The organism is Ruegeria sp. H8 (assembly GCF_056532905.1).
The window spans coordinates 198,979-224,016 of record NZ_JBQFNY010000002.1; the positions used below are offsets into that span (position 1 = coordinate 198,979).

Below are 25,038 nucleotides of genomic sequence, written 5' to 3' on the forward strand. Positions count from 1 at the left end.
TTCATGAGTCCAAAAAACATAGAAAAACCAAGGCAAAGAGCACCGTCCAAGCGATCGCTTGAAACCAAGGCACGGATCATGGATGCGGCTGAAACCGTCTTTGCCGAACGGGGATTCGAGGGTGCGTCGATCCGGGATATCGCGGCCTTGGCGGGGGTTCAGATTGGTCTTGTGCACCATCATGGTGGTGGCAAGGAGGAGTTGTTTTACAAAACCGTGGCGCGGCGCGCGGACGCGCTGGCGCAGCTTCGGATCGACGCGTTGAACAGGGCCAAGGCCGCCGCTCCGCTGACGCTTCACAGCATTCTGGACAGCTTTATCCGACCCTATGTGGACCTGGCAGAAACGGGTGGGCCCGGGTGGATGGCATATGGGCGGTTGGTGGCCCACGTATCGGTTGACCCCAGGTGGCGCGATATCGCAGCGGAGTGTTTCGACCCTACCGCCCAGCTGTTCATCACCGAGATCGCCACGCTTTACCCGGATGTCGATCCTGCGGTTTTGGCAAGTGGCCAGGTTTATTCGGTCTCGGCGATGCTGGCCCATCTCAACAGTGGATGGCGGGTCAAAGCCCTGTCGCAGGGCGGTGACGTATCAGGCATGGACCGTCTGGTGGACTTTTGCGCCGCCGGTATCGAAGCAATGGTCCGATCCGGTCGCAAATGAGCCCTCACTCGGCGCCCGGTTGCGTGTTCAATCGTTCAGATGGCGCCTTGTATCCGAAGTATCTGTTTCCAAAAGTTGGACAATTGGCGCAGGCCAGATGATTGTGTCCTTTTCGGCGCTCTTTGCGGCGTCATTCGCCTTGATTGAGGTAAAAACGTGGCGTCAATGTGGCGCGTGAGCTAGAAATATGATTCTGTTGTGCTACTCTTTTCCAGGGTGGTTTGTAACGAGTATTCATACGTAAGGTGGGCACATGACATTCATACGAAACATAGCTGCGATCGCTGTTGCAGGTGTGATGACTGCAAGCGGTGCGTCGGCGCTGACCATTTCCAGCATCTCGCCCTCTTGGCAAAACGTAAATCCAAGTTCCGGCGTTACTGAAAGCACCTCTGGTTCTACGATTTCTCTTCGCTGGGGAAGTGGCAGCAGCTCGAGTGGTTACGATTTCACGCCAACTGGCACGCCAATTTCAGGTCTGATGCCTGGAACTGCTTTTGCTCTGGGTCAGTTCTCGCATCTGAATTTCCCGATCACGGGAACAACCCTAAGCTCCGTCGACCTTCTTGTTGACATATTGATCAGCGGTGGCCCTTTGGTGTCTTCGTCGTTTGCCCTGACGCATAACGAGACATTGAATCGCCCAGCGAACTGTCCGGCGGACTCTACCCCTTGTGATGACATCGTGACCATTACCAACAATTTGGGCTCTCAGAGCTTTAATTTTCGTGGACAGAATTATGTGTTCTCGGTCCTCGGTTTCTCTCAGGACGGCGGCAGCACCATTTCGAACGGCTTCAGCACAACGGAAAACATGCAAAACGTCGCAACGCTGTATGGGGAATACACGGTAGCCCCCGTGCCGCTGCCCGCAGCTGGCTGGCTGCTTCTTGGCGGCATCAGCGGTTTGTTTGTGATGGGGCGCCGGAAAAAGCGCAGCACGGCCTGATCTGGCTTATTTATGCTCTCACCATTCTTGGTGGTGAGAGCAGACCTGGAACCGGGCCGCTTTTTGGCCAGGTTCTTCAGCCTTTCAGCCTAAGCGCCCCATGAGCCCGAGTTGATGGCATTGGCTTGAAACGACAAGCGCGCTTGCCGGGTTCCTGCCGCAGTGACGCTCGGTCATCATTCTTGCTGCAAATGTTCGAACAAAATCTTGCTGAATACCGATGGCGGCGACGTTCGTACGGCGCTGGGCGAGACGAAAAAACCGAACATGATGATCAGAATGATCAGGGCAGTACCGGCAAGGCAAGCCGCCGAGAGGTGAAAGACCGAGCGAACCATTGCGACGCTCCCTTCTCTTGAAATCCGTAAATTCTGTGAGGGCTGAAACGTCAACCTGACTTTGCCAATTGCTGTTTCAGCCTTTGGTTTTCCGCCTGCAACTCTGCCAACTGCTGCCCCAGCCTGTTCAGATGAGGGCGCAACTCTGCTTCGGTGAAGCGCGGCGTGATGTGGCTTGGGCAGTTCCAGTCCAATGCCTCGACGCGGATGATCACGGCCCGTTCGGCCGGTCCCTCGGCCTCTTCCGGGTAAAGGGTGGCGGCCGCTGTTTCGCCTTCCGTGAACTCTACGCGCCCAAGGATCTTGAGGCGGCGTCGGTTGGCGTAATCCATCAGGATCATTGCAATACGATCATTGCCGTCCAGATTCCCGCGCGAGATATACTGTTTATTGCCCGAAAAATCCGCATATCCGATGGTCTGAGGGCCAAGTACCTTCAGAAATCCTGTCGGCCCGCCCCGATACTGCACATAGGGCCAGCCGGTCTCGGACACTGTGGATTGATAGAACCCGTCCCGCGCCTGAATGAACTCTTTCTCGGGGTCTCCGATCAGATGGCCTTGCCGCGGGCCACCTGCAATGAACTTGGCATAGGTTCTGGCCGATCCCATCCTTTCTTGATGGGCGCGGACAGCGGGTGTGAAGGTCAGTTCGGAAAAAGCGCGGGGCATTGGAAAATCCTTTCAAAGACCCAATTCGGACAACCCGGGGTGGTCATGAGGGCGTTCGCCCAAGGGCCAATGGAACAGCCTGTCATCTTCGGCTATCGGAAGATCGTTGAGCGAGGCATGGCGATGTGACATGCGCCCGTCATCGGCGTATTCCCAGTTTTCATTGCCATAGGATCGGAACCACTGACCGCTGTCGTCGCGCCATTCATAGGCATAGCGTACGGCAATGCGATTTCCGGCAAAGGCCCACAGTTCCTTGATCAGACGATAATCCAGTTCCTTCCGCCATTTGCGGGTCAGAAAGGCGTGGATGTCGGCGTGGCCGGACAGGAATTCAGCCCGATTCCGCCATTGACTGTCATCCGTATAGGCGGGCGTCACGCGGTCGGGATCGCGACTGTTCCAGGCATCTTCCGCCGCGCGCACTTTTTGAGCGGCAGTTTCCAACGTGAAGGGGGGCAAGGGGGGTCTGGACATTCCGCAAAGGCTTTCAGGTGAGGGAGGCGGCAAGAAGAGCCATGGTCAGAAGGAAGGGGACGTACTGAGGTGGAAAAATGCTGGCGCGACGTTTCATCGGTCAAATCCTCGGGTGTACAGATCAGTTAACTTACAGATAAAGTGTACCGATCTGTAAACTTTTTCAAGTGGAAATTTCATGGTGAGACAAGGCGCCTGGTGAAACTATTTCAAAACAATGCTTTGGCCTGAGGTCATTGTACTTCACGCTCCATGGTAATATGTACAGAACGGTACACCATGGAGCCGAATCATGCGCCCAAACAAACGGGATGAGTTGGTCAGCAAGGCCCTGAAGGTCTTTTACCGCGACGGGTTTCACGCAACCGGCATGGACAAGCTGGTTGTGGAAACAGGCGTGTCCAAGACGTCGATGTACAAGCATTTCCGCACCAAGGAAGACCTGATCATCGCCGCGCTGCGCTTGCGGGATGAGAACTTTCGCAACTGGTTCTTTCAGCGCATCGACGAGATGGCGGAGACACCGGCCGATCAGATCATCGTCAGTTTTGATGCCCTGAAAGAGTGGTTCGAAGAGGACGGGTTCCGGGGCTGCATGTTCATCAAGGCCGGGGCCGAGTATCAGGACAAGGATCACCCGATCCATGAACAGGCCGCCGAACACAAACAGCTTTTGCTGGAACACTTCGCGGCCATAGCGCAACAGGCCGGCGCGCATGATCCTCGGAAGCTCGCGAGTCAGATCGTGTTGTTGCAGGAAGGAGCCATCGTTTCCGCCGTCCTGCTCAAGAACTGCGATCCGGCGGAAGACGCCAAGGATGCGGCCAAGCACCTTTTGGCCAAAGCACTGGCTTAACCCCGCCAGTTAAAAGGTATCCTCTGACATCGCAGCTCGAGGAACGTTGCGTTGTTCCTCAAAGGGACGCCGCGTCACAAGGATTGGCGTGAACCGAACACGGCGCTAGCCTTTTCGGAAAGACCGATTGGAGGGCGTACAATGTCACTTTTCACTTCGACTGCGGCATGGGTCACTGATGAACACCGCATGTTCGCGGATATGGCGGGTCGGTTCATGGATGACGAACTGTCACCCAATATCGAAACCTGGGTTGAAAACGGCGTTGTGGATCGCGATTTCTGGCGCAAGGCCGGCGAAACCGGGCTGATGGCGGGTGCGATCCCCGAAGAATATGGCGGTGTCGGCGGCGGCATTGGTTTTGACGCCATCACGGCCTACGAACAGGGCGCGCGGGGTGATGCGGGTTGGGGCTATGGCATTCAATCCATCGTGACCCACTATCTCACCGCTTATGGCAGCGAAGATCAGAAGAAGAAGTGGTTGCCCAAACTGGCGTCGGGTGAATTGGTCGGCGCGCTGGCAATGACCGAACCCAGCACCGGTTCGGACGTACAGGCGGTGCGGACGACGGCCGAGAAGGACGGCAACTCCTACCGGTTGAACGGGTCCAAAATCTTCATCACGAACGGACAGACTGCGGATCTGATCATCGTGGCCGCCAAGACCGACAAGACCGCTGGCGCACGCGGCGTTTCGTTGATCGTGGTGGAAACCGACGGGTGTGAAGGTTTTCGCCGGGGGCGGAACCTCAAGAAACTGGGCATGAAGGGCAATGACACTGCCGAACTGTTTTTCGAAGATGTCAAAGTGCCGATGACAAACCTGTTGGGCCCCGAGGAAGGGCAGGGATTCTATCAGCTGATGAAACAGCTGCCTTGGGAACGGCTGAATATCGCGATCATGGCGCTGGGCGCGATCGATTTCGCCATCGGCGAAACCGTGAAATACGTGCAGGAACGCAAAGCCTTCGGGCAGCGGGTGATGGATTTTCAGAATACCCGGTTCAAACTGGCGGAATGCAAGACCAAGGCCGAGGTTCTGCGCAGTTTCATCAATGATTGTATCGGGAAACTGGAAGCAGGCGAGTTGGACGCGGCAACTGCTTCGATGGCCAAATACTGGGGATCCGAGGTGCAGAACGAGATCATGCATGAATGCCTGCAACTGTTCGGCGGCTACGGGTTCATGATGGAATACCCGATTGCGCGTCTTTACGCGGATGCCAGGGTGCAGATGATCTATGGCGGCACCAACGAGGTCATGAAAGAGCTGATCGCGCGATCGCTCGACGTCTGAGCCCACCACGCGGGCCCTCCCGCCCGTCGTCATCATTCCTGCCGGGCCTGTTTCGTTGTCGCAGCACGGGTCAAAAGGCCGCTTGCAAAGGGGGGGTGTCGGTATGATGATCCGCCGACAAGACTCAGAGGTCCGACGTGAACGATCCCGAACAATCCCTTTGGCAGACCACTTGCACCGAGACAGTCACCGCACCGCCCCTGACCGCTGACGCCGCGGTTGATCTGGCTGTCATCGGAGGTGGCTACACCGGCTGTTCAGCGGCGTTGACCGCAGCCCGCGCCGGCGCGTCGGTCTGCCTGCTCGAGGCGCAGGAGGTCGGGGTTGGCGGTTCGGGGCGCAATGTCGGTCTGGTCAATGCGGGGCTGTGGCTGCCGCCGGACGACATCCGTGCGCATATCGGTACTGAACCGGGGAACCGTTTGATCGACTTGCTGGCCAAGGCGCCGTCGGATGTGTTTGCCTTGATCGATGAATATGGCATTGCGTGTGAGCCCGTGCGCAACGGAACCCTGCATTGCGCTCATTCCGCGTCGGGTTTGAAGGACCTGCATACGCGTCATGCGCAGTTGAGCGAAACCGGAGCGCCGGTTGAGCTGTTGTCGGCGGACCAGGCGGGTGAACGCACCGGCAGCCAGGCCTTTCACGGTGCCTTGTTCGATCCACGGGCAGGAACCATTCAGCCTTTGGCCTATGCGGTGGGTTTGGCGCGCGCGGCGTCACAGGCCGGGGCGCGGATACACACGCAAAGCCCCGTGCAGACCATGACATATGAGGGCGGGCACTGGGTTCTGGTGACACCGGGTGGGACGGTTCGGGCAAGATCGGTCATTCAGGCGACGAATGCCTATCATGTTGCGCTGCCGAATACCGCGCCTGCTTATGTGCCGGTCTACTATTTCCAGTACGCCACAGCCCCGCTGACCGACAATTTGCGCGCCAGTATCCTGCCAAGGAAAGAAGGGTGCTGGGATACCGGGCTGATCATGACGTCATTCCGGCTGGATCAGGCGGGTCGGATGATCGTTGGCGGCATGGGGGATCTGGGACATGTCGGCCGGGTTGCACATTCCGGTTGGGTCCGGCGCAAGCTGGCCGAGCTCTATCCGCAATTGGCCGACCAGTCGTTGGAACACGGGTGGCACGGGCGGATCGCAATGACATCGGATCATATTCCAAAGATCACGCAGATCGGCCCCAACGCTTTGGCCGCACACGGGTATTCCGGTCGCGGCATCGGCCCGGGCACGGTGTTCGGCCGCATGATGGCCGAAAGCACTCTGGCCGGTGATCCCTCGCTTCTGCCGGTTCCCGCCGTGTCGGAACACCGCGAAAACTGGACGCGCGTGCGCCGCGCCTTTTTTGAATCCGGCGCGGCGCTGACGCATCTTGTAAAGGCGCGGTTCTAAGCTCAGACAGACCGGGTGATACCGCCGTCCACCCGGATATTCTGTCCGGTGATGTAACCGCCGCCCTCCGAGGCGAGCAGAGCGACGACCGAAGCGATCTCGTCGTAGCTGCGCCCATAACGACCCATCGGAATGCGGCTGCGGAATTCTTCTTTCTCGGGCAGGCTGTCAATGAAGCCCGGAAGAACGTTGTTCATGCGGATATTCGCGGCGGCATATTTGTCCGAGTACAGCTTGGTGAAGGCGGCCAGCCCGGCGCGGAACACGCCCGACGTCGGGAAAACCGGATCCGGCTCGAACGCGGCAAAGGTCGAGATGTTGATGATCGAGCCTCCCCCCTGCGTCTGCATGATCGGGGTTACAAGCCGGGTTGGCCGCACCGCGTTCAGGAAATAGACATCCATGCCGGTGTGCCAATCCTCATCCGTCAGTTCAAGGATCGGGGCGCGGGGGCCGTGACCGGCAGAATTGACCAGAACGTCAATTCGCCCCCAATGGGCCATGGCGGCATCGACAAGTTTCTGCAAATCCTCGGTGGACTGGTTCGAGCCGGTAATGCCGACGCCGCCCAGCTCTTTTGCCAAAGCTTCCCCTTTGCCCGAGGAGGACAGAATGCCGACCTTGAAACCGTCCGCCGCCAGCCTCCGGGCGGAATCCGCCCCCATGCCGCTGCCGCCCGCCGTGATAAGTGCTACTTTTTCCATTTGACATCTCCGTTTTCAGTTGATCCCAAGATGGCCGTCGGACAGTGGTTTGACCAATCAGTTCTGCTGCCTCTATTCTGTAGAAAATCTACAGGATAACTGCATGACCGCCCTTCCACCCCTAAACGCCTTGCGCGCTTTCGAGGCTTCGGCCCGTCATTTGAACTTTCGACTGGCCGCCGAAGAGCTGGGCGTGACGCAGGGCGCCGTGGCGCAGCAGGTGCGCGGGCTTGAGGCGCGATTGAACGAGGTTCTGTTCGACCGCCTGCCGCGCGGGTTGCGCCTGACGGATGCCGGGCGGCGGTTTCACGCGCCCCTGAGGCGTGCTTTCAGGTTGATCGAAGAGGCTGTGGCCGACCTGTCCCAGGACCGGCGGATCACATTGTCGGTCACGCCCAGCTTTGCCTCGAAATGGTTGGTGCCGCGTTTGTCGGGCTTCACGGACCTGTATCCGGACATCTCGGTTCAGGTGGATGCGCGCGAGCGTCTGGCGGATTTCAGTTCGGATGGCGTCGATCTTGCAGTCAGGCAGGGTCGGGCGCCGTTTGCGGCGGAACTGGAGGCGGTGCCTTTGTTCTCGACCGAATTCATCCCGGTATGCAGCCCTTCTGTTGCGGGCGGAATCAGCACCCCTTCTGACTTGATGAAGCAGGTATTGCTGAACGATACCCACGGATTGTGGCCCTTGTTCCTTGAACGGGTGGGGGTGAGCGGAAAGCCCAGAATGATGAGCTTCAGCCAGACCAGTCTTGCGATCGATGCCGCAGTTTCGGGGCAGGGGATAGCACTGGCCAATGCGCCTCTTGTCGTGCCCGAGGTGGCCTCGGGCCGTCTTGTTCAGCCGCTTGCGGATGTCCTGGTTGCAGATCTGGGGTTTTACGTGGTTGCGCCCCGCAAGCCGCGCCAGCCGCAACTGGTCAGAATCACGCGAGACTGGCTGTTGTCTCAGGTCTGAAGAGACGCGGCGATCGCCTCGATCCGGGCCCGCAACCAGCGATGTGCCGGGTCATTGGCCGATCTTTGGTGCCAGACCATGTAGATCGACACCGGCGCGCATTCGAACGGCAGTAGCGCGCAATCCAGCATGGCCAGCGGGCCCTGTTTCATCAGCGCCGTGTCGGTCGAGATCAGGTCGCTGCCCAGTATGAAGGCCGGGATGGCGTTGAAATGCGGCAGGGTCACCACCGCTGGTCTGATCTGGCTTTGATCGACGCCACGCATGACGGCACGGGCATTGCGGCCATCGGCAAAGCGAACCTCGACATGATCGCAGTTGCAATAGGCGTCCCAACTGTCCGGCGGTGTGCGCTGTGTGGCGTCATAGAACAGCATCAGCGGGCTGGTCATCAGGCGTTTTTGAAAGATATCCGGCCCATCCGGTGGCAACGGGGTCAGCATCAACTGGCATCTGTCACTGCGCAGCAGCTCGGGGTCCGGCACGCCTGAAGGAATGAATTCCAGCCGCAGACCTGCGCCTTCGGCACGTGTTTCTCGAAGCAGCTGCGGAAAGATCAACTCGCGTGGCATGTCATTGGTGGCGATGCGGATCCTGATCTGTTCGGACTGCGGATCGAACGGCCGCCCTTCGGTCAGCGCCCGCATTCCGTCCAGCACCTTTTGTGCGGGCTCCTTCAGGGACAAGGCGCGCTCGGTCGGGGTCAGGCCCTGACCGGACCGGACAAACAACGGGTCGCCCAGTACCAGTCGGAGCTTGGCCAGCGTGTGGCTGATGGCCGATTGCGTGACGCCCAGCCGATCCGCAGCTTTCGAAACCGAGCTTTCCTCGAGAATGGTCAGAAAGGTGCGCAGAACCCTGCCGTCGAGATCAGTGAAATCGATTTTCTTCATACCACTTATGATTAGGCATGAATGGTTTCGCTGTCCATGACGGGGTAGGGGATGAGTGGCAACAGGAGGCGCATAATGGGAATCCGCTTTTTCTCGGACAAGAACCGGCCCGTTCACATGGGGCGATACCCGTTGGAGCGTTTGACCCGACAAGAGACCATGCCGGATTTGTCGCGCGTGCCCGCCATGGGCGAACTGAGCTTCCACAGGACGGAACGGCCCGACAGCATCGTCAACGCCATGGGCGAGTTTCAGGCGATGCTGGACGCGATCCGCGACGGGTTGGTGAACCCGATTGCATCCGAGATCCCCTCAGATCCGCAGGAGCGCGCCAACCATCTGAAGGCATTTGGGTATTTCAACGACGCATCGATGATAGGCTGCGGGCCGTTGCCGTCGGATGCACTGCTGGACGAACCACGCCGCAACCCCGATATCGACCGGCTTGCCCACGCGCTGCGCACGCGCCAGACCAAAACGCTGGCCTCTGGGATCGATCTCATCATGGCCGATCTGAAAGACAGTATGGAGGCCGCGCCCAAGCCGATTGACGACCACCGTCACGCCATCGTCTTTCTTTATGAACACAATCGCGACCCTGACCCTTCCGAACCCGGTGCGGACTGGATCATCGACGCGCAGGATCATCGTTCCTGCCTGCTGGCAACCGAGAATGCCGTAGTCATTGCCAACTATATCCGACTACTGGGTTTTGACGCCCGCGCGCACAGCGTGATGTCGACCGAAGTTGATCTGGGCAAGCTGGCCTTGGCTGCCGGTCTGGCCTCGGTCGAGGGCGACCAGCTGGTTGCGCCTTGGCTGGGCACCCGGTTTGGCCTTGCAGCAGTGACGACCGAGATGCCCATCGCGCATGACCGGCCGCTGAGGCCCATGGCGCAACAGTCGTGGTTTCGAACCCAAGGTCCGGCATGGTGGCTGGGCACGGAATTTGCCAAGAACGCCCTCAACCGTGACCCATATGCCAAACGACGCTATGTGGACGGGGCCCATCCCTTCGAAAAGCTCAAACGGGTCGAGGCTCCGACAACCTATATCGACGAAGAAAATGTTGCCCGCGTTCCCAAGCGCGCCGACATGTTCGCCCGCGCCCAGTTCGGCGACATGGGCAAGTCATTGCAAGACGCCGCGAAAGGCGGGTACTACGTGCGCAAGGCCGCGCCCAGCTTTGCCCAGCGTCGCGCGCTGGGTGCATTCGTTCTGTTGCAGGATGGTGAAAGCGCCGAGGTCGCCGGATACACCGATGCCGAGCGCAATGCGGCGAACATCAAGGCGGCGACCTATTTCCTCGGGGTCGATGCGGTGGGCCTCAGCCGCTGCCCGGAATGGGCGTGGTATTCTCATGACGCCACGGGCGAAGAAATCGTGCCGCCTCATGATCAGGCCATCAGCATGATCATCGATCAGGGCTATGAAACGATGGAAGGTGCCAGCGGTGACGACTGGATCAGCGTCGCCCAATCCATGCGTGCCTATCTGCGCTTTTCGCTGCTGGGCGGAGTGATTGCCCAGCAGATCCGCAACCTGGGCTACAAGGCCAAGGCGCATACGGTGATGGATGGCGAGGTGCTGCAACCGCCGCTTTTGTTGCTGTCCGGTTTGGGCGAGGTCAGCCGGATCGGAGAAGTGATCCTGAACCCCTATCTGGGCCCGCGCCTGAAATCAGGCGTGGTGACGACCGACATGCCGATGGCGCATGACAAACCCATCGATTTCGGCCTGCAAACCTTTTGCGCATCCTGCAACAAATGCGCCCGCGAATGTCCCTCGGGCGCGATCACCGCGGGACCGAAGCTGATGTTCAACGGTTATGAAATCTGGAAATCCGACAGTCAGAAATGCGCCACGTACCGTGTGACGACCCCGGGCGGTGCGATGTGCGGGCGCTGCATGAAGACCTGCCCGTGGAACCTCGAAGGTCTCTTCGCCGAGCGCCCCTTCCGGTGGGCTGCGATGAACATCCCCGCCGCCGCGCCCGCGCTGGCCAGGCTGGACGATGCGGTCGGCAATGGCGGGCTGAACGACATCAAGAAATGGTGGTGGGATATCGAGTTGCAGCCCGACGGCGCCTATCGCCCCACGACGCACCCGTTGAACCGGCGCGATCTGCAAAAGGATCTGGACCTGAAATACGAGGATCAGACCCTGGCCGTCTATCCTGCTTATCTGGCTCCGCACCCCTGGCCCTATCCCTTTGCAATGGACCGAGAGGCCGGGATTGCAGCCTATGAGGCCATGGTGACGGCCGACGAGTACGAGGCCCGCAAGGCAAGCGGGGACATGTCGATCATCCATCGCTATCAGATCGCCGGTGATGCACCTGTGATGCGGGTCGCCGTGACCAAGGTTGAAAAGATGACGGCGGATGTCACGAAATACGAATTTGCATCGCTGGACGGTGCGCCCCTGCCGGGATGGACAGCGGGCGCACATCTGGACGTCCTGGTCGCGCCGGAATTTCTGCGGCAATATTCCATGTCGGGCGACCCGTCGGATCGTACGAAATATCAGATCGGCGTGCTGCGCGAGGATGACGGGCGTGGCGGGTCCGCGCTGTTGCATCGCATCTTCACCGAGGGCCGAAAGGTTTTCGTGTCCAAACCGATCAACCACTTTGAATTGGATGAAACGGCAACCAGAACATTCCTCATGGGCGGCGGCATCGGAATCACCCCGATGATCGCATTTGCCCATCGCCTGCATGCGCTGGGCCGCGAGTTCGAATTGCACTATTCGGCCAGCACACGGGGCGGGGCGGGGTATCTGGATGATCTGGCCTCCATGCCCTGGGCGGATCGAATACATTACCATTTCTCGGATGAAGGCACCCGCGCTGACCTGAATGTGATTCTGTCCGGTTACCAAGATGGATGGCATGTCTATACCTGCGGGCCGGATCGTTACATGGACGGCGTGATTCAGGCGGCCGAGAAGCAGGGCTTTCCCGAAGAGGCACGTCATCTGGAATACTTCTCGGTTCCTGAAACGCCTGAATATGAAAACCACGCGTTTGAGCTCAAGCTTGCGCGTTCGGGCCGGACACTGCCCGTGCCCGCGGACAAGGACGCGGCGCAAGTTCTGAACGAATCCGGTTTTCATGTGGATGTGAAATGCGCTGACGGCATCTGCGGTGTCTGTAAATGCGGTGTCATTTCGGGCGAGGTCGAGCATCGGGATTTCGTTTTGTCCCGCAAACAGCGCGAAGGCGCCATGATCCTGTGCCAAAGCCGCGCGGCGGAACCTGATGGTGTGATCGAGATCGATCTCTGAACCCTGTCCAAAAGCGACATTTGGAAGTTGAATTTTGGTCGCTCGGCCCATGGACGCCGGACGAGGGGTGAATTAACGTCGCCGCGAACCCAGATATTCCTGACCAACAGGTACGAGGTAGCTTCATGGATTATCACAGCCCCGCCAGCTTTGCCGAAGCTTCGGCTCTGGCCGCGAACGCGACGGGCATCACACGTTTTCTGGCGGGCGGTACGGATGTATTGGTACAACTGCGCTCGGAACTGGTGACGCCCGATACGCTGATCGACATCAAGAAGATCGACGGCGTGCGTGACATCAACCGCAATGCCGACGGCAGTTGGACGATCGGCGTGGCCGTCACCGGCGCCGAGATGAGCGAGCACCCCGAGCTTGGTCGCGACTGGCCCGGTGTGGTCGAGGCGATGGACCTGATCGGTTCAACTCAGATTCAGGGCCGCGCGACGTTGACGGGCAATCTGTGCAATGGCTCTCCTGCGGCTGATTCCGTGCCCGCCATGGTGGCCGCAGGCGTGACCGTCACCGTAACCGGCCCCGATGGCACGCGTGACGTTGCGGTCGAGGACATCCCGACCGGGCCCGGCAAGACCTCGCTGGCGAAGGGCGAGTTGATCTCGGCCGTCAACATCCCTGCCCGAGGCGAGAATGGGGGCGACGCCTATCTGCGTTTCATCCCCCGTACCGAAATGGACATTGCAGTGGTGGGCGTTGGTGTGAACCTCCGTCTGGATGGTGACGTCATCACCGAGGCGCGCGTGTCGCTGGGTGCCGTGGCACCGACCGTTCTGTTGGTTGAAGACTGTGCCAAAGCGATCATCGGCAGTACTTTGGACGATGCCGCACTTGACGCACTGGCCGCGGCCGCGTCGGCCGCCTGCAATCCGATCGATGACAAACGAGGTACGATCGCATTCCGTACCGAAGTCGCTGGCGTTCTGGCCAAGCGTGCCGCAAAGATCGCCTATGCCCGCGCGAAGGGAGAAAACGCATGAGCAAGCTCCACGTATCCACCACCGTGAACGGGGACGCAGTCGAATACCTGTGCGACCCGCGGGAAACCCTGCTGGACTGTCTGCGCGACAAGCTGAACCTGACCGGCGCCAAAGAGGGCTGCGGCACCGGCGATTGCGGCGCGTGTTCGGTCACCGTCGATGGCCGCCTTGTGTGCTCGTGCCTGATGCTGGGTGTCGAGGCCGAAGGCAAGCAGATCGAGACCGTCGAAGGGATTGCGGATGGTGACATCCTGCACCCGTTGCAGAAGAAGATGATCGAATATGCCGCGCTTCAATGCGGCATCTGTACCCCGGGCATTCTGGTGGCGGCGAAGTCGCTGTTGGAGAAGAACCCCAATCCGACCGAGGAAGAAACGCGCTATTGGCTGGCGGGCAACCTGTGCCGCTGCACCGGCTATGACAAGATCATTCGCGCCGTGATGGACACGGCCGCTGAGATGCGGGAGGCGTCATAATGGCTCTGGACGATCGCAAAACTGATTTCACCTTCGTTGGCACCCGCCCCGATCGCCCTGACGGTCTGGACAAGGTGACGGGCCGGGCCAAGTTCGGTGCGGATATCTCGGCCCCCGGCATGTTGCACGGCGCGATTCTGCGCTCACCCCATGCCCATGCCCGGATCGTCAGGATTGATACCTCGAAAGCCGAGGCATCGAAGGACGTCAAAGCCGTCGTGACCCGTGCCGATTTCGCCGATGTCCCATTCAAGCCCGGGCTCGAAGGTGAATTCTGGAATGTGCTGGAAAACGTCATGGCGGGGGAAAAGGCGCTCTATGACGGGCACGCGGTTGCTGCGGTGGCGGCCACATCTGCCTTGGCGGCACGTGACGCGCTGAAACTGATCGAGGTCGAATACGAGGTGCTGCCGCACGTCACCGACGTGGACAAAGCGATGGCCCCGGATGCGCCGGTGATCCGGGAAGGTGCTGCGGATTATTCGGTGCCGGAAAGGATGCACCCGAACGTCGTGCGTTATCACGAAAGCGGGCACGGCGATGTCGAGGCTGGGTTTGCCGAGGCCGATCTGGTCATCGAAGACAGCTTTGTGACCGAGGCGACCCATCAGGGGTACATCGAACCGCATGCCTGTCTGGGCATGCTGGGCAATGACGGCAAGGGTGAGCTGTGGTGCACAACTCAGGGCCACTGGATCGCGCAGAAAACCTGTGCGGCGCTGCTGGGAATCGAAACCTCTCAGCTGCGCGTCACGGCATCTGAAATCGGCGGCGGTTTTGGAGGCAAGACCACGGTCTTCATCGAACCTGTCGCGCTGGCGCTTAGCCGCAAGGCCAACCGTCCGGTCAAGATCGTGATGACCAGGTCCGAGGTTTTTCGAGCCACCGGGCCGACCTCTTCGGCGTCAATGGACGTGAAGATCGGCATGAAGAAAGACGGCACGATCACGGCGGCGCAGGGTGTCTTCCGCCTGCAAGGCGGGGCCTTCCCCGGCGCCCCGGGCGATATGACGGCCATGTGTGCCTTTGCGCCCTACAACCTGACCAACGTCAAGCAGATCGGTTACGACGTGATGTCGAACCGTCCGAAACAGGCCGCCTACCGCGCGCCGGGTGCACCCATGGGCGCCTTCGCCGTTGAATCCGTCATTGATGAGCTCTGCAACAAGCTGGGCCTCGATCCTATTGATGTGCGTCTGAAAAATGCCGCGCATGAAGGCACGAAGGCCAGCTATGGCCCGACCTACGAACGCATCGGTCTGGTCGAAACCCTTGAGGCTGCCAAAGCGCATCCTCATTACTCGGCCCCGCTGAAGCCCGGGCAGGGGCGCGGGGTTTCCTGCGGTTTCTGGTTCAACCACGGGGGCGAGACCAGTGTTTCACTGGCACTGTCCGAGGATGGTTCGGCGCAGTTGATGGTCGGAACACCCGACATCGGCGGGTCGCGCGCATCCATGGCCCTTATGGCGGCCGAGGTTCTGGGCATTCCGTATGAAAACATCCGCGTGACCATCGCCGACACGGCGACGCTGGGTTACAACGACGTGAGCCATGGTTCGCGCGTGACCTACGCGTCGGGCCTCGCGACGATCAAGGCCGCAAGACACGCGGTCGAGAAACTGTGCGAACGTGCGGCGGCCAAGTGGGGCATCCCGGTCGATGCGGTGAAATGGGAAGACGGCTGCGCGGTGCCCTCGGGGCCCAATGCAGGGGATTTCGACCCGATGCCTCTGGCCGACATCACGGCGGATATGGGATCGACCGGAGGTCCGATTTCGGGCCATTTCGAAGCAACCCCCGAAGGCGCGGGCGTATCCTTTGGTACCCATATCGTCGATGCCGAGGTCGATCCGGAAACCGGCAAGACATCGATCACCCGGTACACGGTCATTCAGGACGCCGGAAAGGCGATCCACCCGACCTATGTGGAAGGGCAGTTTCAGGGTGGCGCCGCACAGGGCATCGGCTGGGCACTGAACGAGGAATACATCTATGGCGAAGATGGCCGGTTGCAGAACTCGATCTTTCTTGACTACCGGATTCCCGTCGCCAGCGACCTGCCGATGATTGACACGGTGATCGTCGAAGTGCCCAACCCCGGCCACCCGTTCGGGGTGCGCGGCGTGGGCGAGACGGGCATCGTGCCGCCCCTGGCCGCCATCGCCAATGCGGTGTCCAATGCGGCGGGTGTTCGGATGAAGCAACTGCCGATGTCTCCGCCGCGCATTCTGGCGGCCCTGAAGGAAAATGGTTGAGGTCCACCTCTGGTCCGGCCTCCGGTCACTGACCGGGGGCCAGCAAGTGGTTGAGGTCGAGGCCAAAACCACCGGAGAGCTTTTGCGGGCTCTGGTCCGGGCCCACCCGCAGTTGCAGGCCCCCATTGATGCGGGGGTCTCCATCGCGATCGACGGGCGCGTCATTGCCACCGGGCTTACCGAGCCGATTCCCGAAGGCAGCGAGGTCTATCTGATGCAACGTCTCAGGGGCGGTTAGGCGTCAGGTGACCAGGGCTCGCGCCCGACCATCCGGTCAGCTTCTGCCGTGATGTCGTTCATGTGCCGCTCCAGGCTCAGGCGCAGGGTCTCGATTTCCTCTTCGCTGGCCTTGCGGGGCACCGTTTCAGTCCATTCCCGGCACAGAAACACGCCTTCATTTCGCCAGGGGCGGGGCATCAGAAGGTGATCCCAGGTTCCCGCTTCGCGACCATGTTTCGTGGAAAAGGTGATACCGAATACGCGCTTGCCCGATGTGCGCGCCCATACCAGCGGAACCGTCGACAGAACCCGTTCCGGCCCGCGCGGTCCGTCTGCCGCGATCCCAATAGAGATACCCTGCTTCATCTTGCCCAGAACCTGACGTGACAAGGCGACGTGGCGTGTCTTGCTGGCCATGGCGATCGTGTCCATGCCAAACAGCTTTTGTACGCGCCCCACCATGCTGCCCGCCCGGGCAGAGGAGGTGATCGAACAGATGCGCCCCTTGTCCAGCGGGAAGAAATAGGGCGACTGCGCCAACCGTTGGTGCCAAAGCACAACGATGACAGGTTCACCTTGTTCGACCAGCTGATCCAGTTCTTCGTATCCGATGCGCTGCCAGCGTGTGTTGCGGTTGACCAATCGAATGTAAGTGGCGATCCGGCGGGCCACCCAGTTCAGCACGGCTTCGCTGTCTGCGATCTTCTTGCGGAGGTTCACACGGGGTTCCTTTTGCTGACCGGACCTTGTCTTAGCGCACTGCACATTTTGCGCAACTTGTTTGTCGGCTCAGATAGTGGTGTGGAATTCGAAAAAGCCTCTTGAGTCCGCCGCGCGGCTGTCATATCTGGGGCTCACCACAGGGGTATAGCTCAGTTGGTAGAGCGACGGTCTCCAAAACCGTAGGTCGCGGGTTCGAACCCTGCTGCCCCTGCCATCCGCATCAAAACACCAATCGGCAATCGTGCCTGGCGCGTTTCCAGCGCGTGCGGCTTTCGACTATGGCCGGGGCGAACCGGCAATCAGGACGCGTGCAGGTATTGTGAGCCGCAGTGCAACCAAACCCTATACGCCATCAAAAAATTCCGGCCCAGAGTGTGAACAGCGTCACTGACGGATGTTGGAAAGTCTGGTTGTCTGAGAATGTCAAAGAGTTGGCGTTCAGGTTCTGCACAGAACGCAGGTTTTCAATTTCTCCCTTGTGACTGGGGCGCGCTTGAGGTCGAGCGCGCCCTTTCCGTTTCTGGTCAGCAACGCATACTGACGATATCAGAACGTGCAGAGATTCTGCCCAAAGCCGGTGCTTGAGCAAAACCCGCAAAATCGGGCTTTGCACCAGAGAAAGTCGTGTGGCGGCCGGTCGGTCAGGCCAGCAGCGCCAGATCCCCGATATTTGTCTTGTGCCGGGTCGGCATCGTTTTTACCGAATGGCCGTCGATCGTCAGGGCGAGGTCCTCATAAAACCCGCCGCTGTCGAACCACCAGCGATGCGACTTCATCATCTTGCGCTGTCCTTTGGGGACGTCTCGTTGATATTGGTGGTCACAGAAAATATCCCAATGACCTTTCGAGGTCAGCTTCGGCATCCCGACACGACCGGCGCGACGCCGACCGCCGTGAACAATCCCGCCGGCCAGGGCCAGCACTTTGTCTTTCCGGCTGTAGTAATTGGTGAATCGCTTGCACCGTTTTTTCAGGACCAGATCGCCCCATGCGCCCTTTTCCAGCCATTCTGAATCGATGTCCGCTGACGCAAACATGACCTGATCCGCCGACCATATCTTGTTGCCGGGCCCGGCCGAATCCCCGAAGTCCGAGAATGCGCGCAGTACCACCAACGCCCCCATGGAATGAGCGATCAGATGCACCTTGGGGCGTGGCGACATTCCCAACAGCGGCAAGATTCCGTCCCCCACCAGATGCGGTGCCACCGCCTTGGCATCGGAGCGGTCCGAGTCGTAGGTGTGCACCGATCCGTCGCTGGGCCAGTCAAAGGCAACGACCGCGCCCTGATACCCGTTGCCCCTGAGATTGGTTTCTATTTTTCCCAGCCGGTCCAGCATGTCCTTCTGGCTGGTGTTGAACCCGTGAACATAGATCAGGACGGCCGAATCCCCGCCCTCCTGTCGCACGAGATCCAGCCATTTGGCTTTTTTGACAATACTTCCCTTACGAATTTTTCCACCGGGGCTTTGCTGGGTGATGTGAACATATCTGGTCTTTGCCGCCGGCTTTAACGTGAACTTTTTCTTCGGGGCGTTATAGGTGCGGCGTGAAAAAAACAGTGCCATTATTCAAACTCCATTCTAATCAATTCGTAAAATGTGCCATGAGCCGCTGTTTTCACAAAGCGTAATCTCCCGGCCCTTCTGATGCCAAAACGGGGATGTGCGATGAAGCCGGTATGCGCCAAGGTTGCATACAGGGGCATCCTGACGTCCAATGCCTGTTTCCTCTGCCGGCTTAATGCCCTAGTGTCCGCTGCAAACGAACACACGCACGAGGCCCCATGTCGCGTTTTGATGGATATTTCCTGCGGCAATTGCTGATTCTGTTTGGCTTTTTCACCTTGGTGCTTGTCGGTGTGTTCTGGATCACCCGGTCTGTCAGCCTGTTTGACAGGGTCATTAGCGGTGGGCAGTCGGCAATGGTCTTTCTGGAATTCACCGCGCTGACTTTGCCGACCTTGATCCGCACGGTCATGCCCATGGCGGTGTTTGCCGCCGCCGTCTATGCCACAAATCGCCTGAGCCGCGAAAGTGAGCTGACGGTTATGCTGGCCACCGGATCCAGCCCTTGGCGGCTTGCCCGGGCGGTGCTGCTGTTCGGTGTGATTACTGGGGTGATGATGGCGATCATCAGCGTGTTCCTGCGCCCGGCCTCGGTGGAACAGCTGGAAATCCGGCAAGCCGAAGTGGCCGGAGATGTGACGGCTCAACTGCTGAACGAAGGCGAGTTTCTGCACCCCGCCGAAGGTGTCACGGTTTACATAGGCAGCATTGATCTGGACGGCACACTCCACGAAGTGTTCGTGTCTGACCGCCGCGATCCTGAAAACGCGGTCAGCTATTCAAGCGTAACCGCCTATCTGGTCAACAATGATGTCGGCATCCACCTTGTGATGGTTGATGGGGTTGCATTGCGCCTGAACAAGGAAGGCAAAGTGTTGTCATCGACCCTGTTCCAGGACGCGTCCTACGACATCTCGGAACTGACGAATACAAATCCGATGGCCCGGCGCAGCCTCGAAGCTATTCCAACGGCGGACCTGATCCGCAACCGGGATGAGGTTTCAGCCACGGAAGGGTTCAGCCAAGGCAAGCTGATCGAAGAGCTGCACCAGCGGTTCTCGTGGATCGCGATATGCATCGCCGTGGCCCTGGCCGGGTATTCCACCCTGATGCTGGGCAGTTTTTCCCGGTTTGGATTGTGGCCGCAGATATTGGGCGCCTTCACCATCCTTGTGCTGCTTGAAGGTGTGCGCGGGTTTGTTTCCCCGGTGGTGATCGATGACCCGGAGCTTTGGTTTCTGCTTTACCTTCCCGCAATCATAGGGGTGCTGATCTCGGGCCTCTTCCTGCTTGTTGCTGGTCGGCCGCTGATGCGAAAACGGCAGCGCGCGCCGCAGATCATGCCGACGCCGGCCTGAGTTCTAGCCGCGAAGATCCACCAAACAGCTGTGAATGTCGTCAAATTCCTCGCGATCACCGCGGGTGACCAGATACATGGGCAGCGGCAAGCTGATACTGTCCTCGACCCGCTCCAGAGCACCCGAGGCCAGATGTTCGGAAATGACGTAATCGGGGAAATAGCCGTTTCCGCCTCGGTGCAGAATATATCGCAGCGCCATCATGCAATTGCCAAGAAACACTGTCTGACCCGACGCCCGCCGCGCAGCCGATCTGACATGGTCCTGATAGACCTCGCCCAGTTCAAGGTTGACAAAGATCATGTCATCGTCCGTGCCGTCAGTCTTTGGCGTCCGGACCAGGGACAAAAGCTCGGGTTCAAGCGCGTACCACGTGACACGCCGGTCCGCCGGCTTTTCATGTGTGATCGCCGCGTCCAGCACATGGGTTGCCACCGCTTCGACCATGTTCAGGTCGTGGTCATAGTTCAGCGTCAACAGCAACTTGCCAAAGCGCTGTTCAAACCGAACCGCCAGGTCCACCAGCAACGGATCCCAGATGCTGAGTTGGCCGCCCAACCGCAGCGCCGGGCGGTTCTGTGCCTGTACCGGCAGGTCGCGCGATGCAAAGCCCCAAAGGGACAACATCTGTTCCGCATAGGGTTTGAACTGCTGGCCGAACTCGGTCAGCGCCGTTCCGCCGGCACCGCGCGTGAACAGCGCCCTGCCGGTTTCCTCCTCGATCAGGCGAATACGCGCGCTGACAGCGGTCTGCGTCACATGCAACTTGCGAGCGGCGGCATGAAAGCCACCGGCTTCGGCCACGCAGAGAAAAGTTTCCAGAGCTTTGAAATGCATGTCGAAAGTATTTTTTGATCATTGTGATAAAATCAATTCATTTTTTTGGAGGCTGGTTTCGAACTACGCTTTCGCTCAGGACACATGCAAAAGGATCAGCCATGCTGGACAAAAGCCACAAACCCACCTGGACCAGTTTCGAGACAGCCACCAAGGCCGACTGGGACGCCGTAATGGAGTACGAAGAGGCGTATAATGCGGCCCTGCCAGACCGCATCCTCGATGCCATCCGCTCGTTGGACGAAGAATGGACGCCCTATCCGGTGAACCGCTACCAGCACAGCCTGCAAGCCGCGACACGTGCTTACGAGGACGGTGCGGATGAGGAACTGGTGGTGGCGGCGCTGATCCACGATACCGGCGATATCCTGTCACCCTACAATCACGGAGAGCTGTCAGCGGCGATGATGAAGCCTTACGTCAGCGAAAAGACGTATTGGATTCTCAAGCATCATTGCGTGTTTCAGGGATATTACTACAACCACCATCTGGGCGGCGACCGCAACGCGCGCGACAAATATCGCGACAGTCCTTATTGGGAAGATTGTCGCTATTTCTGCCATGAATACGATCAGAAGGCGTTCGACCCGAATTATCCGACCAAGCCGCTGGAGTTCTTCGAACCCATGTTGCGCCGCGTCCTGAACAGGGGCGAAGGCCATATGGAGCTGAACGAAACCGCCGATGACGGCAAAACCGGCTAGGAACCGGATCAGGCGGGCCAGCCCGGCCCGCCTGCCTGTTCAGCAGCTCGCCATCAGGCGATAGACGATCTGCGCCGCAGTGAAATCCCAGGCGGCATTGCCGTCGGGGGCCAGTTCGACCACGTCGAAGCCGACGCAGCGGCGGCCCTTCAGGGCGTGTTCGACGAGGCGAAGCGCCTGATAGTATCCCAGCCCGCCCGGAACTGGCGTGCCGGTCGCGGGCATCTGCGCCGGGTCCAGCCCGTCAACGTCAAAGCTGACATAGACCAGTTCGGGGAAATCCTCGGGCAGGTCGACGGCATGGATGTTGCCGGTGACCAACTCTTCGGCATCCACGTGGAAAACGCGGTTCCTCAGACGGCTTTTTGCTTCCTCGGTGGAAAAGGCGCGCACGCCGAACTGGGCCAGTGGGATACCTTCCTCGGCCAGCAGATGCATCACCGAGGCGTGCGAGTGTTTTTCGCCCTGATAGGCGTTGCGCAGATCGGCATGGGCGTCGATCTGCACGATGCCGAGGGGCTGGCCTAGCGAGCGAGTCACACCCATGACCGCGCCATAGCTGAGCGAGTGTTCGCCGCCCAGCGTGACCGGCACCTTGCCGGCGCGGATGGCGGCCTCGGTGCGCTGGGCGAGGCGCTCCATAACGTCCGGCAGCGGGCCGTCGCAATCCAGCGGGGGCTCGGTAAAGATGCCTTCGACGCAGGGTTCGGCGTGGCCCGTGATGCGTTCGAGTTCATTGCTGGCCGCGATGATCGCTTCGGGGCCTTTGGCGGTGCCGGACCCGTAGGATACGGTGCGTTCCAGCGGCACCGGGATCACGTGGAATCGCGCGTCTTCGCTGCGTTCGGTCTCGGTCAGTTCGCTGTCGAGGAAAAAGCTCATGAAAGCCTCTCTTTGAAGTCGTCGTAGCCGAATTGCCTGATGATTTTCAGGTCGTCGGTTTCGCTGTTCCACAGGGCGATGGTGGGCAGGGGCACGCCGTTGAACGTGTTGGTCTTGACCATCGAGTAATGCGCCTGATCGAGGAAGGCAAAGCGCTGCCCGATCCGCAGCGGTTCGGCCCAGGTGTAGTCGCCGATCACGTCGCCCGCCAGGCACGAGGGGCCGCCCAGGCGATAGGTGTGGCCGGTTTCGGCCTCGTCCATCAGGGCGGGGCGATAGGGGGCCTCGATCACGTCGGGCATGTGGCAGGTGGCCGAGATATCGGTGATCGCCAGATCCATGCCGTTATGCGGCAGGTCGAGGATTTCGCCCACCAGGATGCCCGCATCCAGCGCCACCGCCTCGCCGGGTTCCAGATAGACCTCGCCGCCGTATTTGGCGCGGATGTGTTTGATGAACTTTACCAGCCCGTCGCGGTCATAGTCGCTGCGGGTGATGTGGTGACCGCCGCCGAAATTGAGCCATTTCAGGTCGTTCAGGAAGGGGGCGAGTTGCGGATCGACCGCAGCCCAGGTGCGTGCCAGCGGTTCGAACCCCTGTTCGCAGAGCGTGTGCATGTGGAGGCCGTCCACGCCCTCCAGCGCCTTGGCGTCCAGTTGGCTGACCGGGGTGCCGAGGCGTGAACACGGTGCGCAGGGGTCGTATTTCGCGACCTCGCCTTCTGAATGCTCGGGGTTGATGCGCAGCCCGACCTGCCGCCCCGCGGCCTGTGCCTTGGCCAAGAAGCGGTCTTTCTGCGCGGGGCTGTTGAAGATGATGTGATCCGAGAGCGCAAGGATTTCGTCGATGTCGGCGTCCTTGTAGCCCGCGCAGTAGGTCGCGACCTCGCCGCCATATTCCTCGCGGCCCAGCCGGGCCTCGTAGATGCCGCTTGCGCAAGTGCCGCCGAGATACTGTCGCACCAGAGGGGCCAGAGCGAACATCGAGAAGGCCTTGAGCGCCGACAGGACATGCGCGCCAGAGCGCTCACCGATATCGGCCAGAACCGCCAGATTTCGCTCCACCGCCTTTTCGTCGACGACGAAGCAGGGTGACGGCACGCGTGTCAGGTCGAAGTGGCGGAAGGCGCCGGCGTCTCCGGCCTGTGTGGTCATCATGTCGGACATGTCGGGCGTCTCCGATTGTGAAAAGGCCGGGGGGCCTGCCCCCCGGACCCCCCGGGATATTTTCAGCCAGATGAAGCAGGGCGGTCGCGCGGACCGCCCCGAGGGATCAGAAGTCGACGGGCCCGTCGAGTTCGTGGACCTGCCAGGGAAGGCCGTGGGTGTTCAGCATGTCCATGAAATCGTCCGGGTCGAGCTGTTCCATGTTCCACACGCCCGGTTCGCGCCAGTTGCCTTTCAGCACCTGTGCCGCGCCGATCATCGCGGGGACACCGGTGGTGTAGCTGACGGCCTGCGAACCGACCTCGCGATAGCATTCCTCGTGGTCGCAGATGTTGTAGATGTAATAGGTTTTCTCGCCCGAGCCGTCCTTGGCCTGACCCGTGGCGATGTCGCCGATGCAGGCCTTGCCTTTGGTTTCGGCGCCCAGATCGCCGGGATCGGGCAGCAGGGTTTTCAAGAACTGGATCGGGATGATCTCGACCCCGTTATGCATCACCGGGTCGATGCGGGTCATGCCGACGTTTTCCAGCACCCTGGCATGGGTGATGTAGGCGTCGCCGAATGTCATCCAGAAGCGGGCGCGCTCGATCTCGGGGAAGTGGGTGCTGAGCGATTCCAGTTCCTCGTGATACATCAGGTACATGTTCTTGGGGCCGATGGCGGGGAAGTCAAACTCGACCTTGTGGGTCATGGCGGGAGAGTGTTTCCATTCGCCGTTCTCCCAGTGGCGTACTTCGGCCAGGACTTCGCGCAGGTTGATTTCTGGGTTGAAATTGGTGGCGAATTCCTGATCGTTCTGGCCGCCATTGGCGTCAAGCACGTCGATCTGGCGGATCGTGTCCAGCTTGTGTTTCTTGAGCCACTTGGCGAAGACGGATGTAACACCCGGATCGAAGCCCGAGCCGAGGATCGCCGTCAGGCCGGCCTGTTTGAACTTGTCTTGATAGGCCCATTGCCAGTGGTATTCGAACTTGGCCTCGTCTTCGGGCTCGTAGTTTGCAGTGTCGAGATAGTGGCACCCGGCCTCGAGGCAGGCGTCCATCAGCACCAGGTCCTGATAGGGCAGGGCCAGGTTCACCAGGATTTCCGCGCCTGTTTCCTTGATCAGCTTGACCGTGTTTTCGACCTTGTAGGCGTCAAGCTCGGCGGTGGCGATGTCAACGCCCACGCGCTCTTTCACCGATTTGGCGATGGTGTCGCATTTTGACTTGGTCCGGCTGGCCAGTGTGATTTCAGTAAAGATGTCCGAATTCATCGCCATCTTGTGCACGGCGGCGTGGGATACGCCGCCCGCGCCGACAACCAGTGTTTTGCCACTAAGTGAACCCATGGGGGTAATCTCCTCTCACAGGG

At 59.8% G+C, this 25,038-nt stretch carries 24 protein-coding genes and 1 tRNA gene; 14 read left to right on the forward strand and 11 right to left on the reverse strand.

Annotation, left to right across the window (positions count from 1 at the left end; all coding sequences use genetic code 11):
• Positions 1–3 precede the first annotated feature (3 nt).
• Both ACR0A2_RS07355 and ACR0A2_RS07360 read left to right on the forward strand, forming a co-directional pair.
• Complete coding sequence (locus ACR0A2_RS07355) at positions 4–666, forward strand: TetR/AcrR family transcriptional regulator (RefSeq protein WP_480446010.1); 663 nt, start codon at positions 4–6, stop codon at positions 664–666.
• A gap of 253 nt (positions 667–919) precedes the next feature.
• Positions 920–1,615 (forward strand): THxN family PEP-CTERM protein, encoded by a 696-nt coding sequence (locus ACR0A2_RS07360; protein ID WP_171363876.1) that lies wholly within the window; start codon positions 920–922, stop codon positions 1,613–1,615.
• Between the two features lie 176 nt (positions 1,616–1,791).
• Here ACR0A2_RS07360 and ACR0A2_RS07365 read toward each other — a convergent pair whose 3' ends face one another.
• From ACR0A2_RS07365 to ACR0A2_RS07375, 3 genes are read right to left on the reverse strand one after another with little or no spacing between them, the layout of a single operon-like run.
• Positions 1,792–1,953, reverse strand: coding sequence for a hypothetical protein (locus tag ACR0A2_RS07365; RefSeq protein ID WP_162896721.1), 162 nt, complete (start codon positions 1,951–1,953; stop codon positions 1,792–1,794).
• A 50-nt stretch (positions 1,954–2,003) separates the two neighbouring features.
• Positions 2,004–2,624, reverse strand: coding sequence for a pyridoxamine 5'-phosphate oxidase family protein (locus tag ACR0A2_RS07370; RefSeq protein ID WP_171118650.1), 621 nt, complete (start codon positions 2,622–2,624; stop codon positions 2,004–2,006).
• 12 nt (positions 2,625–2,636) lie between these two features.
• Positions 2,637–3,101 (reverse strand): nuclear transport factor 2 family protein, encoded by a 465-nt coding sequence (locus ACR0A2_RS07375; RefSeq protein ID WP_480446009.1) that lies wholly within the window; start codon positions 3,099–3,101, stop codon positions 2,637–2,639.
• Positions 3,102–3,393: 292 nt separating this feature from the next.
• On the opposite strand from ACR0A2_RS07375, the gene ACR0A2_RS07380 reads away from it, so the two are divergent.
• The 3 genes from ACR0A2_RS07380 to ACR0A2_RS07390 all read left to right on the forward strand — a co-directional run bounded on the left by ACR0A2_RS07380 (position 3,394) and on the right by ACR0A2_RS07390 (position 6,665).
• Entirely contained in the window at positions 3,394–3,957 is a 564-nt protein-coding gene (locus ACR0A2_RS07380) for a TetR/AcrR family transcriptional regulator (protein ID WP_152458914.1), read from the forward strand.
• Between the two features lie 141 nt (positions 3,958–4,098).
• Positions 4,099–5,256, forward strand: a complete 1,158-nt coding sequence (locus tag ACR0A2_RS07385; RefSeq protein ID WP_480834601.1) for an acyl-CoA dehydrogenase family protein — start codon at positions 4,099–4,101, stop codon at positions 5,254–5,256.
• A 137-nt stretch (positions 5,257–5,393) separates the two neighbouring features.
• Positions 5,394–6,665: an NAD(P)/FAD-dependent oxidoreductase gene (locus ACR0A2_RS07390; protein ID WP_480834602.1), complete on the forward strand. Its 1,272-nt coding sequence runs from the start codon at positions 5,394–5,396 to the stop codon at positions 6,663–6,665.
• Between the two features lie 2 nt (positions 6,666–6,667).
• Here the strand turns inward: ACR0A2_RS07390 and ACR0A2_RS07395 are convergent, their stop codons facing one another.
• On the reverse strand, positions 6,668–7,369 hold the full coding sequence (locus ACR0A2_RS07395; RefSeq protein ID WP_480834603.1) for an SDR family oxidoreductase: 702 nt from the start codon (positions 7,367–7,369) through the stop codon (positions 6,668–6,670).
• A 103-nt stretch (positions 7,370–7,472) separates the two neighbouring features.
• On the opposite strand from ACR0A2_RS07395, the gene ACR0A2_RS07400 reads away from it, so the two are divergent.
• Complete coding sequence (locus ACR0A2_RS07400) at positions 7,473–8,324, forward strand: LysR substrate-binding domain-containing protein (protein WP_480834604.1); 852 nt, start codon at positions 7,473–7,475, stop codon at positions 8,322–8,324.
• Here ACR0A2_RS07400 and ACR0A2_RS07405 read toward each other — a convergent pair.
• Positions 8,315–9,217, reverse strand: a complete 903-nt coding sequence (locus ACR0A2_RS07405) for a LysR family transcriptional regulator (protein WP_480834605.1) — start codon at positions 9,215–9,217, stop codon at positions 8,315–8,317. The genes ACR0A2_RS07400 and ACR0A2_RS07405 overlap by 10 nt on opposite strands.
• A 75-nt stretch (positions 9,218–9,292) precedes the next feature.
• Between ACR0A2_RS07405 and ACR0A2_RS07410 the strand changes: the two genes are divergently transcribed.
• The 5 genes from ACR0A2_RS07410 to ACR0A2_RS07430 all read left to right on the forward strand — a co-directional run bounded on the left by ACR0A2_RS07410 (position 9,293) and on the right by ACR0A2_RS07430 (position 16,466).
• Positions 9,293–12,505 (forward strand): reductive dehalogenase, encoded by a 3,213-nt coding sequence (locus ACR0A2_RS07410; RefSeq protein WP_480834606.1) that lies wholly within the window; start codon positions 9,293–9,295, stop codon positions 12,503–12,505.
• A gap of 125 nt (positions 12,506–12,630) precedes the next feature.
• Entirely contained in the window at positions 12,631–13,497 is an 867-nt protein-coding gene (locus ACR0A2_RS07415; RefSeq protein ID WP_480834607.1) for an FAD binding domain-containing protein, read from the forward strand.
• A complete protein-coding gene (locus ACR0A2_RS07420) occupies positions 13,494–13,973 on the forward strand; it encodes a (2Fe-2S)-binding protein (protein WP_152458906.1) in 480 nt (159 codons plus the stop codon). The genes ACR0A2_RS07415 and ACR0A2_RS07420 overlap by 4 nt, the downstream gene beginning before the upstream one ends.
• Entirely contained in the window at positions 13,973–16,228 is a 2,256-nt protein-coding gene (locus ACR0A2_RS07425) for a xanthine dehydrogenase family protein molybdopterin-binding subunit (protein ID WP_480834608.1), read from the forward strand. The genes ACR0A2_RS07420 and ACR0A2_RS07425 overlap by 1 nt, the downstream gene beginning before the upstream one ends.
• Positions 16,221–16,466: a MoaD/ThiS family protein gene (locus ACR0A2_RS07430; protein ID WP_152458904.1), complete on the forward strand. Its 246-nt coding sequence runs from the start codon at positions 16,221–16,223 to the stop codon at positions 16,464–16,466. The genes ACR0A2_RS07425 and ACR0A2_RS07430 overlap by 8 nt, the downstream gene beginning before the upstream one ends.
• Here the strand turns inward: ACR0A2_RS07430 and ACR0A2_RS07435 are convergent.
• On the reverse strand, positions 16,463–17,167 hold the full coding sequence (locus tag ACR0A2_RS07435; protein WP_480834609.1) for a lysophospholipid acyltransferase family protein: 705 nt from the start codon (positions 17,165–17,167) through the stop codon (positions 16,463–16,465). The genes ACR0A2_RS07430 and ACR0A2_RS07435 overlap by 4 nt on opposite strands.
• Positions 17,168–17,308: 141 nt before the next feature.
• Here ACR0A2_RS07435 and ACR0A2_RS07440 point away from each other — a divergent pair.
• Positions 17,309–17,384, forward strand: a tRNA-Trp gene (locus ACR0A2_RS07440).
• A gap of 427 nt (positions 17,385–17,811) precedes the next feature.
• On the opposite strand, the gene ACR0A2_RS07445 is transcribed toward ACR0A2_RS07440, so the two are convergent.
• Positions 17,812–18,738, reverse strand: a complete 927-nt coding sequence (locus ACR0A2_RS07445) for an alpha/beta fold hydrolase (protein WP_480834610.1) — start codon at positions 18,736–18,738, stop codon at positions 17,812–17,814.
• A gap of 218 nt (positions 18,739–18,956) precedes the next feature.
• On the opposite strand from ACR0A2_RS07445, the gene lptF reads away from it, so the two are divergent.
• Positions 18,957–20,096, forward strand: coding sequence for an LPS export ABC transporter permease LptF (lptF, locus tag ACR0A2_RS07450; protein WP_171206205.1), 1,140 nt, complete (start codon positions 18,957–18,959; stop codon positions 20,094–20,096).
• 3 nt (positions 20,097–20,099) lie between these two features.
• Here the strand turns inward: lptF and ACR0A2_RS07455 are convergent, their stop codons facing one another.
• A complete protein-coding gene (locus ACR0A2_RS07455; RefSeq protein ID WP_480834611.1) occupies positions 20,100–20,933 on the reverse strand; it encodes a LysR family transcriptional regulator in 834 nt (277 codons plus the stop codon).
• A 101-nt stretch (positions 20,934–21,034) separates the two neighbouring features.
• Between ACR0A2_RS07455 and ACR0A2_RS07460 the strand changes: the two genes are divergently transcribed.
• The gene (locus ACR0A2_RS07460) at positions 21,035–21,637 is read left to right on the forward strand and encodes an HD domain-containing protein (RefSeq protein WP_152458899.1); all 603 of its coding nucleotides are present in this window, start codon (positions 21,035–21,037) and stop codon (positions 21,635–21,637) included.
• A 39-nt stretch (positions 21,638–21,676) separates the two neighbouring features.
• Here ACR0A2_RS07460 and speB read toward each other — a convergent pair whose 3' ends face one another.
• The 3 genes from speB to ACR0A2_RS07475 all read right to left on the reverse strand — a co-directional run bounded on the left by speB (position 21,677) and on the right by ACR0A2_RS07475 (position 25,015).
• Positions 21,677–22,519 (reverse strand): agmatinase, encoded by an 843-nt coding sequence (speB, locus tag ACR0A2_RS07465; RefSeq protein ID WP_480834612.1) that lies wholly within the window; start codon positions 22,517–22,519, stop codon positions 21,677–21,679.
• Positions 22,516–23,685, reverse strand: coding sequence for a carboxynorspermidine decarboxylase (nspC, locus tag ACR0A2_RS07470; RefSeq protein WP_171228927.1), 1,170 nt, complete (start codon positions 23,683–23,685; stop codon positions 22,516–22,518). The genes speB and nspC overlap by 4 nt, the downstream gene beginning before the upstream one ends.
• 106 nt (positions 23,686–23,791) lie before the next feature.
• Positions 23,792–25,015 (reverse strand): saccharopine dehydrogenase family protein, encoded by a 1,224-nt coding sequence (locus ACR0A2_RS07475; RefSeq protein WP_480834613.1) that lies wholly within the window; start codon positions 25,013–25,015, stop codon positions 23,792–23,794.
• Positions 25,016–25,038 lie beyond the last annotated feature (23 nt).